The sequence below is a fragment of the Methanobrevibacter acididurans genome (assembly GCF_046197875.1).
Lineage (GTDB): Archaea > Methanobacteriota > Methanobacteria > Methanobacteriales > Methanobacteriaceae > Methanobrevibacter_A > Methanobrevibacter_A acididurans.
Genome location: NZ_CP166991.1, coordinates 1,141,717 through 1,156,417, shown reverse-complemented (window position 1 = coordinate 1,156,417; position 14,701 = coordinate 1,141,717). Strand labels below are relative to the sequence as shown.

Genomic DNA, 14,701 nt, shown 5'->3' with positions numbered 1-14,701 from the left:
GAGTAATAAAATTTATGAGTTTATCAACAGATTTAAAAGAATTATTAATATCAAAAGGTGCAACAGAGGTAGGGTTTGCAAATCTTAAAGGCTTAGAAAATGTACCTGACACTATGCCAAATGCTGTAAGTATCCTAATCAAGTTTCCAGCAGAAATAATAAACACTATACAAGAATATCCAACAAAAATTTATATAGATAAATTATTAGAAATCAATGATATCCTTGATGATATCTTATTGGCTGGTGAGGATTTCCTGAAAAAAGAGGGGTATAATGCTTATGGTCAAACTAAACCTCGAACAGTAGTTGAGGATGATAAAAGAAGTAAAATTCCTTATAAAACTGCTGCAACTCATGCAGGTTTAGGTTGGATAGGTAAATGTGCCTTACTTGTTAATCCTCATTATGGTTCAGCTGTACGTATAGCAAGTATTTATACTGATGCACCATTAGATTTTGGAAAACCAGTAAAACAATCATATTGTGGCGAATGTGATGCATGTGTAAAAGCATGTCCAGGGGATGCTTGTACTGGAGTGGATTGGCATGAAGGAGTAGACCGGAATGAATTATACAATCAAAAGAAGTGTGGGGATAAAGCTTTAGAATTATCTATCCTTAAAACTGGCATAGACCATTACTATTGTGGTAAATGTATAGTAGTCTGTCCATTTACAGTTAAATATTTAAAAAAAGAATTAAAATAAAAAAGAGTAAAAAAAAGTTTTTAGAGGAATTCTATTTCAAATCCCACAACTGGGTATTCAAGTTCAAAATTAGTAATAACTTCAGGAGATAATTCACCAAACACTCCCTTGATTTCACCATTATTACTAGTACCTTTAACACTAGCTACTCTTCCAGGAATGAAACTTGGATCCTCTGATTCACCAATTTCCACACCGTATCCAAGATTACCGAGTACACTTAAAGTTAAGGATTTAGCTTCTGTAAAGTTAGCACTTGTATGGCAACTTAAAGCTGAAAGCTTTTTACTTGGTCTAACCTTTAATGGTTCAGATTCATCTAAATATAAGATGTCTCCTATTTCAAATATTTTTTGAGGTAAATCTTGATGTTTATTATCTTCTAAAAATTCCATTAAAGTATTAATTAAACTTTTTCTAATCATAGTTCCATCAATAGTGATAGGTTTAGAAACTTCCACATGACTATCCTCACTACGATTCATCTTCTCATAATGACTGGTTTCACTTGTTAACATTAAACTCATTATTTCCTGATATCCAAGTCCAATCATTATTTCTCTTAAAGTTTTATCAGATTTAAACCAATCATGTTCATATGCTACAGTTGAAAGTTCAGGTAATGCAGGTTTCACCTCATTTATACGATATTGTATTGCAATATTTTCCACTATATCATATTCATGAAGAATATCAGTACGATAAGATGGTATTTTCACAAGTAAAGTATCATCATCAATTTTTTCTGAGTCCATTCTAGCTTGTGCTAATAATTTTTCCGCCTCATCAAGAGTGATGTTTATTCCTATTAAATCATTTGCAGTTGAAAGGTGAACTTCCTTAGTTTTTGGACTTAAATCTGGAGTAGTAATAGTTTTATCGTTATAGATTACTTCAACACTTTTAACTTCCCCTCCTTCTTCTGCAAAACTACTGCAAATAATGTTTAAACTTTGATTTACAGCTTTCTCATCTGTACCTGTAACATCAACAAGAATATTACAAGTATCTTCAGTTAATTTAGTTAATTCCCCATTAATTATTGGAGGCATACTTAAAATTTGATCATCCTTATCAAGTATTAAAGGATATTTACTAAACTTATCAATTAAGTGTGCATATTTACTTCCTTTTTCAATATTTTCAAGTATTTCCTCAGGACTCATTGGTTTTGTTTCTTCGAGGGGTATGAATTTGTGTTCATTTTTTTCTGTTGCAATATAATTATATGGAGAATTAATTACATCTGCATTATGAATACCAATAGCTACTTTTTTACGATCCCGACCGATTACCCAGTGAAGGTTTTCTTGAAAGTCCATTACTTGTTTTAATTTATTACCCTTAAAATTCACACCTTCAATTTTAGCAAATGCTATATATGGTCTGATTTCACTTACTTCTTCACTTACATATACCTTCTCAAGAGAACCAGAAACCTCATATTCAGGTAAGCCTGTTTCTAGGTTTAGGAATCCTTTTAGTGATCTTGCAACTCCTGGAACGCTTAAATTATCTGGCCGGTTTGGGAAGAATTCTACTTTGATTTCATTATCATCATGATCTTCTATGTCACTTCCCATCATAGGTATTATGTTTATTAATTTATCTTTTTCAATACTGATTCCGAATTCTTTTAAATCATCATATTCAAATGTTATTACTGGCATTTTATTGTTTTCTCCATAAAATTTCTAATAAAAAAGTAAAAAAACCCTCTTAAATTGTGGGTTTTTATAATCCGTATATTGCCATGAAGAATAATGCTTCAATGACAAAGTGTAATGCTCTATGTGCAAGTGGAGGTATATGATAAGGCACTGCACTGTGAGCTATATCTAAGGTTAAATGTATTAATCCTCCTAAAATTCCAATTTGGAATGATTGGAACACTATAGTAAGTACAAGGAAATGGAATATTGATTCTAAGACTTCATGAACTAACCAGGTTTGCACTGCTGAAGTTAATGTTTTTTTGATTATTCCTCCAAGAACAATGTAAAAATCATGACCTATTTTCCACACAATTCTTCCATGGATTTCATCACTAATAGCTAATACTACTGGAATCCAAAACCATAACATATTCATTTTTACTTTAATCCTTAAAATTTTTTTATTAAATTATAATTAATTATTTATTGATATAAAAAAAATTTTTTTATATTATAAGTATCTATGATTTTTCCTTTATTTATAAATTTATACCCAAAATACAGAATTTTTAATAATCCCTTATAAATATTTATCATAATATTATATTAAATAAGAAATACAAAAAATACATTATAATATTATAATTAATACTAATTAAAAAAAAAATTTTTTATTTTTAAAAATATGGGAGAAAATTTATGACAGAAAGGGATATTCCAAAAGATTATAACCATAAAAACGAAGCCCAATGGCAAAAAAAATGGGATGATGAAGAAATATATAAATTCATAGGAGACGGAACACGTCCAAGATACATAATAGACACTCCACCACCATATCCAACAGGAAACATACACTTAGGTCATGTATTAAACTGGGCATATATTGATTTCAATGCAAGATACCGAAGAGAAAAAGGAAACGATGTACTGTTCCCTCAAGGATGGGATTGTCATGGATTACCAACAGAGGTAAAAGTAGAAGAAACACATCACATTAAAAAGAATGATGTGGCCCTACAAGATTTCCGTCAAATGTGTGTTGATTTAACAACAGAAAACATTGCAAAGATGAAAAAACAAATGAAAAGCTTAGGATTCTCACAAGACTGGAGTAGGGAATTCGTCACCATGACCCCTGAGTATAAGAGAAGAACACAATACAGTTTCCTTAAAATGTATAATCAAGGATTAATCTACCGGGGAATACACCCAGTTAACTGGTGTCCTAGATGCGAAACAGCTATAGCATTTGCAGAAGTAGAATATGGGGATAATGTAACTAAATTAAATTATGTGAACTTCCCACCAGCAGAAGTGAAAGATAAACCTGAAGGAAACTCCTACGTCCCAGCAAATGGTGAACACGCAAACCCAGAAGATGAAGGTATACTTATTGCAACTACACGTCCAGAACTAATGATGGCATGTGTAGCAGTAGTAATACATCCAGATGATGAAAGATACAACCAATTATTAGATAAATACGTGGAAGTACCATTATCAGGTCAAAAAGTGAAAATCATAGCAGATACAGAAGTAGACCCTGAATATGGTACTGGTGCAGTAATGGTATGTACCTTTGGGGATAAAACGGATGTAGCATGGGTAAACAAGTATGATTTAGATATTATAGTAGCAATCTCTGAACAAGGAATCATAACCAGTGCAGGTGGAAAATATGAAGGATTAACCCTCCCTGAATGTGCAGAAGCAACCATCCAAGATTTAAAATCAGAAGGATACTTAATAAAACAAGAAGATGTAGAACAAAATGTTGGAAGATGCTGGAGATGTAAAACACCAATAGAAATATTAGTGAAAAAACAATGGTTCATTGCAGTTAGAAAATTAATAGATGAAACCAAAAAAGCATCAAATGAAATTAACTGGGTACCAAAACACATGGAATCACGTCTATTAAATTGGGCTGATAATATGGAATGGGATTGGTGTATATCCCGTCAAAGACTTTTCGCAACACCTATACCAGTATGGTATTGTAAAAAATGTGGAAAAGTCCACCTACCAGATGCAGAAGATTTACCAGTAGACCCAACAGTAGATAAACCAAAACATCCATGTGAATGTGGATCAACTGAGTTTATTGGAGAAACAGATGTACTTGATACATGGATGGATAGTTCAATAAGTCCATTATCTATTGCAGGATGGCCAGACCCATCATATAAAGAATGTTTCCCAAGTAATATTCGTCCACAAGGACATGATATTATTCGTACATGGGCCTTCTACACAATACTTAGAAGTTTAGCACTTACAGGTGAAAAACCATTTTCTGAAATAGTTATAAATGGTATGGTATTTGGTGAAGATGGATTTAAAATGAGTAAATCTCGTGGAAATGTAATAGCACCTGATGAAGTAGTTAGTAAATATGGTGCAGATGCTATACGTACATGGGCCGCAAACAGTATACCTGGTTCAGATGTGGCATTTGATTGGAATGATATAAAATATGGTTATAAATTCATAAGAAAATTCTGGAATGCTTTCAGATTCATAAGCATGCACATATTTGATGAAGAAATAAGTCCAGATAGTGTTAATAATTTAAACCCTACTGATAAATGGATACTCTCTAAATTAAACAATGTAAATAAAGTTTGTGATGAAGCATACCTTACTTATGATTATGCAACTGTAATAAACACTATTGAAGACTTTGTATGGCATGATTTCTGTGATGAGTACATAGAAGCAGTAAAATACAGATTATACAATGATGACATCACTGAAGAATCTAGAAAAGCTGCAAAATACACATTACATAATGTAATTGAAGATACTTTAAAGATTCTTGCACCAATCACTCCATACTTTACAGAAGAAGTCTACCAATACTTCAATACTGATGAAAGTATTCATAATCAACTTTGGCCAAGTTTAGAAGAAGGAACCAGTGAAACTAATTTAACAACTGGTGATACTGCTATTAACTTAATAAGTGAAATTAGAAGATTTAAATCTTCAAATAAAATAGCATTAAACCAACCATTAAACACAGTAAATGTTTATACTGATAATAAGGATTTAACTGGAATATTCAATGAATTCTTTGATGATATTAAAGGAACCTTAAAAATTGGCCAATTAAATATTAAATCTGGAAAACCTGAAGTTCATGAGAAAGTAATTGAAATAGAACCAGATATGAGTAAAATTGGACCTAAATTTAAAGGTGATGCTGGAAAAGTAATTGGATATATTAAATCTAATGATCCTGATAGTATTGCAAGTAAATTAGAAAGTGAAGGTGAAATCATTATTGCTGATAAACCTGTAGTAATTGATGATTTACGAATTGAAAAAGAAGTTCAAGGTGAATCTGGTCAAAAAGTAGATGTCTTCCACTCTAAAGATTTAGATGTTATTTTAGAAGTAATAAAATAAAAAATTTAAATATTTTTTCCCATTATTACTCTTTTTTTTATATAGAAGTTAAAAGTGCAGGGGTTTCTTTTTATGATTCTTAAAGTTAAAAATGTTTATAAAATCCAAGGGAAAGTTAAAGCTCCATCAAGTAAAAGTTACAGTCATAGAGCAGTAATTTTAGCATCACTTGCAAAAGGTGAAAGTAAATTATATAATGTTCTTTTATCTGAAGATGTTAAATCAACTATAAATGCATGTGAAAGTTTAGGTGCAAAAATCATTAACAAAAAAGACCACATCCAAATTATAGGGACAGGTGGTAAATTACATAATACATCTAAAGATTTTATTGATTTAGGTAATTCTGGAACAAGCTTACGTCTTTTAACATCAATTGCAGGTTTATCTGATAATACTGTACAGTTTTCTGGTGATGATTCATTACTCACAAGACCTATGAATCCATTATTAAATGCTTTAGATGATTTAGGTGTGAAAACAGAATCCATTAATGATAATGGTAAGGCACCTATAAAAGTTTATCCTGGTTATATTGGTGGTAAAACAAGTATTCCAGGAAATATTAGTTCTCAATTCATCTCAAGTATATTAATATCTGCACCATTATCCAAAGATGGTGTGTGTTTATCTGTTTTACCAGAATTTGTAAGTAAACCATACGTTAATATGACAATTGATATTATGGAAAAATTCGGTGTTAAAATCGAAGAGTTTGAAGTAAATAAACATGAAGATTGTGATAAAACAGTTAAATCTTGTAGTATAAACAAATTCCAAATACCATCATCTTATTATCATGGAATAAACTATCAAGTAGAAGGAGATTATTCTAGTGCTTCCTATTTACTTGCAGCCTGTGCAATTTGTGGTGGTGAAATCACTATTGGTAATCTTTTTAAGGATTCTAAACAAGGAGATAAATATATCTTAAATATTTTAGCTAAAATGGGATGTAAAATAGAATCAAATGATGATAGTGTTACTATACAGTCTAATGGTGAATTAAAAGGAGTTGAAGTTAACCTTTCTAATGCTCCTGATTTGATTTTAACTGTTGCAGCATTAGGATGTCTTGCAAGTGGAGATACTCTTATTACAGGTGTTAAACATGGTCGTTTGAAGGAAACTGATCGTATTGCAACTAGTTGTATGGAACTTAAAAAATTAGGTGTAAAACTTGTTGAATTTGAAGATGGTATGCTTATCCATGGTGGAGTAAATGATGGTATAGTAGAATCCCATATGGATCATCGTTTAGCTATGGCTTTTACTTTAATAGGTTTAAAACATAATATCACTATTAAAGATGGTGAAGTTTTCAATGTTTCATATCCTAACTTTTTAACTAGTATGGGTGAAATTGGAGTAGAATTAGAACTAAAATAAGGAGTGTTTTTATGGATAAAACTGAACAAGTTATTGAAATTTTTAAAAGATTAAAAGAGATTTATACTATAAGAATTTTTGAGGGTAAAGATCCTTATAAGGTTTTAATCAGAACTATTCTTTCTCAAAGAACACGTGATGAAAACACAGATCAAGCTACTGCTAATTTATTTAATAAATACCCTGATATTAATAGTGTTGCTAATGCACCAGTTGAAGATATAGAGGAATTAGTTCATCCTGCTGGTTTTTATCATGTTAAAGCAGCTAGAATTCAAGAGGTTTCACAGATTATCATTGATGAGTATGATGGTGTGGTACCTGATAATATGAAGGAATTATTGGATTTACCTGGTGTTGGTCGTAAGACTGCTAATTGTGTTTTAGTTTTCGCGTTTTGTAAACCTGCTATTCCTGTTGATACTCATGTTCATCGTATTAGTAATCGTTGGGGTTTAGTTGATACTAGTAAACCAGAACAAACTGAATTAGAGTTAATGAAGATTGTTCCTAAGGATATGTGGATTGAGTTGAATGATATTATGGTTCAGTTTGGTCAAACTATTTGTAAACCTACTTCTCCTCAATGTGGTGATTGTCCTTTAATTGGATTATGTGCTTTTGATAATGGTTAAACTATTTTTTTTTAAGGTTTAAATTTTTTTAATATTTTTTTTAGGGTTAAGTTTATAAGCATAAAAAAATAATATAACAATAGTTATATAACAATAGTTATATTTTTATAGAAATAAACTATCAAAATTATATAACCCAATAAAATAAAAGATTTCAATTAATAAAAATTTTTTTAATTATAAAAAAACAAATACAAGATATAATTAAAAATAATTAATTCACTTTTCAAAAAAATATAAAACTAATAGGAGCATACTAATAATGACAAATGATTTAAACATACCAGAACTAACAAGAGGAATAGCAAACGATATTACAGAAACAATTGGAAACACACCACTAGTAAGATTGAACAAACTAACTGAAGGATTAGAAGCAGAAGTACTAGTTAAAATAGAATCATTCAACCCAGTAAGCAGTGTGAAAGATCGCGTTGGAGTGGCAATGATAAAATATGGTGAAAAAGAAGGACTAATCAAACCAGATTCAGTAATCATAGAACCAACAAGTGGAAACACAGGAATCGCTTTAGGATTCGTATCTGCAGCAAAAAATTACAGATTAATACTCACCATGCCAGAAACAATGTCTATAGAACGTAAAAAATTACTCGCACTATTCGGTGCAGAAATAGTACTAACACCAGGATCTGAAGGAATGGGAGGAGCAGTAGCAAAAGCAGAAGAACTAGCAAAAGAAATCCCAAATGCAGTAATACCACAACAATTCAATAACAAATTCAACCCAAAAGTACACTCAGAAACAACAGCACAAGAACTATTAAGAGACACCAACAATGGAGTAGATATATTAGTATCAGCAGCAGGAACTGGTGGAACATTAATCGGAATATCTGAAGTATTAAAAAAAGAAAAACCAGGATTTAAAGCAGTTGCAGTAGAACCCCAAACAAGTCAAACCTTAGGTAAAGGTGAAAAAGGAGCACATAAAATCCAAGGAATCGGACCAGGATTCATACCAGGAATCTTCAAACCAGAATTAGTAGATGAAATTTTCCCAGTAAAAGATGAAGATGCAGGATCCACCTTACTTAAACTAGCTAAAGAGGAAGGAATACTTGCAGGAATATCCTCAGGTGCAGCAACATATGCAGCAATACAATTAGCTAAAAGACCAGAAAACAAAGGAAAAACAATAGTAGCAATCTTACCTGATACAGGTGAAAGATACTTATCCGTAGACTGGTTATTTAAAGACATCTACCAAGAATATCCAGAAATCTTCAAACAATAAAGAAAACCCATAAAAACCCTCCCTCCCCACTTTTTTTTCCTCTTTTTTTATATTTTATTTTAAAATAATTTATTTTTTTTAACAATAGTTATTTATATTTAAAAATTTAAAAATTAACTATAAATAAATAAAATTTAATTAAAATACAAAAATATTTGTGGAGAAACTAAATAATGTTTGAAGGGCTAAAAGAAGATATGAGAGCAGTTAAAGAAAGAGACCCTGCTGCAAGAAATAATATAGAAATATTCTTCTCATATCCTGGACTTCACGCACTATGGTGGTATAAACTATCCCACTGGTTATGGAAAAAAAATCACTACCAACTTGGAAGATTCTTCTCCAATATGGGACGATTCTTTACTGGAATAGAAATACACCCAGGAGCAACAATTGGGAAAAGATTCTTCATAGACCATGGGATGGGAGTAGTAATAGGAGAAACTACAATAATAGGAAATGATGTTTTATTATACCAAGGAGTAGTTCTTGGAGGAACTAGTTTATCTAAAGGAAAAAGACATCCAACAATTGGTGATGAAGTAGTAGTAGGCTCTGGAGCTAAAGTAATGGGTGATATAAACATTGGTAATGGTGCAAAAATAGGTGCAGGTTCAGTAGTCCTAAAAGATGTACCTGCAGGTGCAACATGTGTTGGAATTCCAGGTAGAATTGTTAAACAAAAAAGAGAACCAGCATTACTTTTAGAACATGCAAAACTACCAGATCCAGTAGCAGATATAATAGACTTATTACTTAAAAGACAAAACGAATTAGAAGAACAAATCGCAGAATTAGATCTTAAACAAAACTTACCTGTAAATAGATTAGACACAGAACCCAATCTTGAAGATGTTTTCCAAACAGAATGTGACGAGATAGATGCAGATAAAGTTATTTTTAAAGATAAAAAATCAAAACCTAAAAAATCATATAAAGAAATATTTAGAAAAGATAATTCAGAAGTCTCAGATGATTCACAAGATTATGATACTGTTGCAGATTTAATAAATAAGTTATTAGTTCATCAAAATGAATTAGAACAAGAAATAAAAGATTTAGAAGATAAAATTGAATCATTAAGATATAGATTATAGGAAAATAATATAAAAGGAGAAGAGAGATAATGAAACCCCCATGTGAAATGGTAGTATGGTATGTAATACCAGCTATAAGATCAGAGCTTGCAAAAGATTTATTAACCTTAGGTATGAAACAGAAAAAGATTTCAGAACTTATGGATATAACTCAACCAGCCGTATCACAATACATTACAGATAAAAGAGGTAGTGGGATAGAGTTTAGTGATGAAGTAAATCAGTTAATACAAAGTTTTGCTCAAGATTTATATGATGAAAATGCAACTAAATTTGATATTATTCCTAGAACTTGTAATATTTGTAAAAAAATTAAAGCAGAAGATATTCTCTGTCAAATCCATAAAACTAAAGGAGATGTTAACTGGGAATGTCATGCATGTTTAGGATCTGATTTAGAAGATTAAAAAATAGAAATAAATTTTTTCATTTTTCCCATTTTAATATAAAATATTTTTTTTAAATTAAGGGAGAAATTTTTTCCATTTTCCAAAAACTATTTATAAGATGATAATCAGAATATAGATTGTATCTTATTTTATATGATATTTTAATTTTTCAATGGCAAGATGACCGAGCGGCTTAGGTGCGTGGCTGCAGACCATGATACGGGGGTTCGAATCCCTCTCTTGCCTCTCATAATAAATACAAATTTTATATATATTTACTAATTTTTAAAAAAATTTTTTATTCTAATATAAATAATCAATTTTAATAATAAAAGGAGATTTAGAAAAAGTGAAAGTATACAGTACAATGACAAGAGAAAAACAAGACTTAAAAACAATAAACAACAATAGAGTCAAACTTTTTGTCTGTGGCCCTACAGTATACGATGATGCACACATAGGTCATGGAAGAACCTATATCTCATTTGATACAATTAAAAGATACTTAGAATATTCAGGGTACAGTGTCTTCTATATTGAAAACATCACTGATATTGATGATAAAATCATTAATCGTTCTAAAGAAATAGGAATAGACTCAAGTACTCTAGCTAAAAAATATGAAAAAAGATTCATAGAAGATATGCACTCATTAAATGTTCATAAAGTCAACTTATTTGCACGAGCAACAGATCATATGGATGAAATCATAGACCAAATCACTCGTTTAATAAAGAAAGGTTATGCATATGAAACTGAAGATGGAGTATACTATAACATAGATAAATTTGAAGACTTCGGTAAATTATCAAATCGTAAAATAGATGAATTAGAATCCCATAGAGATATAGCAAACACAGAAAAACACAACCCAAATGATTTCGTTTTATGGAAAAAACGAGAAGCACCAGAATTCGAGGGAGAACCTAAATGGGATTCACCTTGGGGTAAAGGAAGACCTGGATGGCATATAGAAGATACTGCTATTACTGAACATTACTTTGGACCACAATATGATGTTCACGGTGGAGGTTTAGATTTAATATTCCCACATCATGAAGCAGAAATTGCACAAATCGAAGCTGTAAGTGGGAAAAAACCATTAGTCCGTTATTGGATGCATACAGGATTTTTAAATGTATCTGGGGAAAAAATGAGTAAAAGTCTTGGAAACTTCATAACAATTAGAGAATTACTAAAAGATTGGGATGCAAATGTTTTCCGATTCTTTGTATTATCCACTCATTACAGAAGTCCAATAGATTTCAGTAAAGACTCCCTTCATCAAGCAGAAAAAAGTTTAAATAAAATACAAACATTTGTAGATTCATTAAATACATTATTAACCGAGGAATTTGAAGATTCTGATGAATTAACTGATAAAATCGTCAATGCTAATCAAAATGATGAATTACCATCTACTATTATGGATAGTTTCTTTGAAGCAATGGATGATGATTTCAACACTCCTAAAGCTATAAGTTCTATTTTCGAATTTATAAAAGAAATTAATGATTTAAACACTTATTCAATTAGTAATCTTTTAACAATTAAAAAATGGTTTAATAGTATAAGTTATATTTTCGGTATAGACTTAAATATTACTGATTCAGGTAAAACTGATTCTGATAGTGATGATTTACTTGAAATTATTTTAAGTATTCGTGAAAAATTACGAGAAAATAAACAATATGAATTATCTGATGAAATTCGTGATGAATTAAATAGTCATGGTATTGAAGTTAATGATAGTTAAATATCATTTTTTTATCTCCTTTTTTTAAGGTTTATTTTTAATTTTCTTTTCTTATTCTTCTTTTTTTATTTAAATAAAAATATTTATATATTATAATAAATTAATTTATTAATAGTAATTTATAATTATTTATCATTATAAATATAAAAAAATATACAAAAATGTATTAAAATCGATATTTGACTTCAATTGATTATTTTTGAAGTATTATTCTATAATTATTTTAAACAAAAATATAATAATAAGGAGTTTAACTTATGAGAGATCTTGAAAAGATGTTTAAACCAGATAGTGTAGGTGTCATTGGAGCATCAAATACCCCCGATAAAGTTGGGCACATAGTAGTCAGTAACCTAATAGAAGATGGTTACAAAGGAGAAATTTACCCAATCAATCCAAAAGGTGGAGAAATATTAGGACTAAAAACATATACTGATGTAACACAATGTCCAACCGTACCAGATCTTGTTGTAGTAGTCGTACCTTCCAAAGCAGTAAATCCTTCAGTAAAACAATGTGGAGAATTAGGAGTAAAAAATGTAGTAGTTATAACTGCAGGATTTAAAGAAATCGGTGGAGAAGGAGTAAAATTAGAAGAAGAACTAGTCCGCCTAGCAAACGAGTACGATATAAGTTTAATAGGGCCAAATAGTTTAGGAATTACAGATTCCCACACACCATTAAATGGTTCATTCTCACAAATGATGCCACCAAAAGGAAACATAGCATTCCTCAGCCAAAGTGGAGCTATGATGGTAGCAATAATAGATTGGAGTATAACTGCCGGAATAGGATTCAGTAAAGTTATAAGTATAGGAAATAAAGCAGGAGTAACTGAATTAGAATGTATCCAATACTTAGCAGATGATCCTGAAACAGCAGTTGTAATATGTTACTTAGAAAGTATTTCACAAGACCATAACTTCATTGAAACTATGAGAAAAGTTTCAAGTAAAAAACCAGTAATTATCCTAAAATCCGGTAGTTCACAAGCAGGAGCTGCAGCAGCATCTTCACACACAGGAGCATTAGCAGGAAGTGACGTGGCATTTGACACAGCATTTAAACAATCAGGAATATTCCGTGTACAAACCATGGCAGAATTATTTGATATAGGATTAGCATTCAGTAAATGTCCCCTACCTACAGGTAGAAACCTAGCAATAATAACAAATGCAGGTGGAGGAGGAGTAGTATCAGTAGATGCTATGGAAAGAAATGGATTAAACCTAGTAAGCTTTGATGAAGAAACCACTGCAAAACTTAAAGCAGCTGTCCCTGAAGAAGGAAGCGTTAAAAACCCAATAGATGTTTTAGGAGACGCACCAGTAAGCAGATACAAAGAAACACTAGAAATAGTTTTAAGCAGTGATGATGTAGATAGTTTAGTAATTATGGTATGTCCAACAGCATCTGCAGACCCAGATGGAATAGCAAATGCTATACTTGAAGGTAATGAAGAATTCAACAAACCAATCATCGTAGTTAACATGGGTGGATCAAGTTTCGATAACGCTAATGAATTACTTAGAAAAAACAGCATACCAACATATGTATTCCCAGAAACAGCAGTAAAAGTAGTGGATTTCCTTGAAAGATTCAATGCAGTACAAGAACGTACCTATGATAATCCAATACAAGAAATCAATGATGTTAATAAAGATAAAGTAAATGAAATCTTTAATAAAGTAAAAGCAGATGGAAGAGATACATTACTTGGTAGTGAAGCATATGCTGTTGCAAAAGAATACGGTATAGAAGCAGCACCAATAATATTATCCAAAACCCCAGAAGAAGCAGCAAATGTTGCAGAAGAAATGGGATTCCCAGTTGTTTTAAAAATAGCATCTGATAAGATTTTACACAAATCCGATATTGGTGGAGTTCAAGTAGGAATATCCACTCGAGATGAAGCAGAAAACAGTTTTAATGAAATCATGGCAAATGCTAATAAAGCACATCCAGACATAACACCTGATGGAATTGAAGTTCAAAAAATGATGGATTCTGGTATTGAAGTATTAGTTGGTATGATACGTGATGAACAATTTGGTCCAATGATAGCATTCGGTATGGGTGGAGTTTATGTTAACCTTATTGAAGACGCATCATTTAAACTAGCTAGTGGTTTAACTTCTGATGAAATCGATGAACAAATAAACAATACAAAAGTAGTGGAATTACTTAAAGGTTTCCGTGGAGAAGCTCCTGGAGATATGGATAGTGTACGTAATGCTATTAAACGTGTTGCTCGTTTAACCCTAGATTTCCCAGAAATATCAGAATTAGATATTAACCCTATCTTTGTATATGAAAACGGATCTAGTGCTTTAGATATTAAAATTAAATTATAAAACTTTTTCCATTTTTTACTTTTTTTCTATTTTTTTTTTTAAATTAT

10 protein-coding genes, 1 tRNA gene and 1 pseudogene are annotated in these 14,701 nt (G+C 30.9%); 10 read left to right on the top strand and 2 right to left on the bottom strand.

The features are described from left to right. The first annotated feature begins 14 nt into the window (after positions 1–14). On the top strand, positions 15–710 hold the full coding sequence (locus ACA135_RS05745; RefSeq protein WP_409197807.1) for a 4Fe-4S double cluster binding domain-containing protein: 696 nt from the start codon (positions 15–17) through the stop codon (positions 708–710). Between the two features lie 20 nt (positions 711–730). Here ACA135_RS05745 and pheT read toward each other — a convergent pair whose 3' ends face one another. After that, complete coding sequence (gene pheT, locus ACA135_RS05740) at positions 731–2,380, bottom strand: phenylalanine--tRNA ligase subunit beta (protein WP_409197806.1); 1,650 nt, start codon at positions 2,378–2,380, stop codon at positions 731–733. Positions 2,381–2,444: 64 nt separating this feature from the next. Next, a complete protein-coding gene (locus ACA135_RS05735; protein WP_409197805.1) occupies positions 2,445–2,801 on the bottom strand; it encodes a hypothetical protein in 357 nt (118 codons plus the stop codon). Between the two features lie 263 nt (positions 2,802–3,064). Between ACA135_RS05735 and ACA135_RS05730 the strand changes: the two genes are divergently transcribed. The 9 genes and pseudogenes from ACA135_RS05730 to ACA135_RS05690 all read left to right on the top strand — a co-directional run bounded on the left by ACA135_RS05730 (position 3,065) and on the right by ACA135_RS05690 (position 14,654). Beyond that, positions 3,065–5,779, top strand: a complete 2,715-nt coding sequence (locus tag ACA135_RS05730) for a valine--tRNA ligase (protein ID WP_409197804.1) — start codon at positions 3,065–3,067, stop codon at positions 5,777–5,779. Between the two features lie 72 nt (positions 5,780–5,851). After that, positions 5,852–7,168 carry a 3-phosphoshikimate 1-carboxyvinyltransferase gene (gene aroA, locus ACA135_RS05725; protein ID WP_409197803.1) on the top strand — a complete coding sequence of 439 codons (1,317 nt, stop codon included), beginning with the start codon at positions 5,852–5,854 and terminating at the stop codon, positions 7,166–7,168. A gap of 11 nt (positions 7,169–7,179) precedes the next feature. Next, a complete protein-coding gene (nth, locus tag ACA135_RS05720; protein ID WP_409197802.1) occupies positions 7,180–7,803 on the top strand; it encodes an endonuclease III domain-containing protein in 624 nt (207 codons plus the stop codon). A 262-nt stretch (positions 7,804–8,065) separates the two neighbouring features. Further along, positions 8,066–9,058 (top strand): cysteine synthase A, encoded by a 993-nt coding sequence (gene cysK / locus ACA135_RS05715; protein WP_409197801.1) that lies wholly within the window; start codon positions 8,066–8,068, stop codon positions 9,056–9,058. Between the two features lie 173 nt (positions 9,059–9,231). Continuing rightward, positions 9,232–9,921 (top strand): annotated as a pseudogene (gene cysE / locus ACA135_RS05710) (serine O-acetyltransferase); the annotation flags it as partial. 263 nt (positions 9,922–10,184) lie between these two features. Beyond that, positions 10,185–10,562, top strand: coding sequence for a transcriptional regulator (locus tag ACA135_RS05705; protein ID WP_409197800.1), 378 nt, complete (start codon positions 10,185–10,187; stop codon positions 10,560–10,562). A gap of 156 nt (positions 10,563–10,718) precedes the next feature. Beyond that, positions 10,719–10,790, top strand: a tRNA-Cys gene (locus ACA135_RS05700). 103 nt (positions 10,791–10,893) lie between these two features. Beyond that, on the top strand, positions 10,894–12,300 hold the full coding sequence (gene cysS, locus ACA135_RS05695) for a cysteine--tRNA ligase (protein WP_409197799.1): 1,407 nt from the start codon (positions 10,894–10,896) through the stop codon (positions 12,298–12,300). A 257-nt stretch (positions 12,301–12,557) separates the two neighbouring features. Continuing rightward, the gene (locus tag ACA135_RS05690; protein ID WP_409197798.1) at positions 12,558–14,654 is read left to right on the top strand and encodes an acetate--CoA ligase family protein; all 2,097 of its coding nucleotides are present in this window, start codon (positions 12,558–12,560) and stop codon (positions 14,652–14,654) included. Positions 14,655–14,701 lie beyond the last annotated feature (47 nt).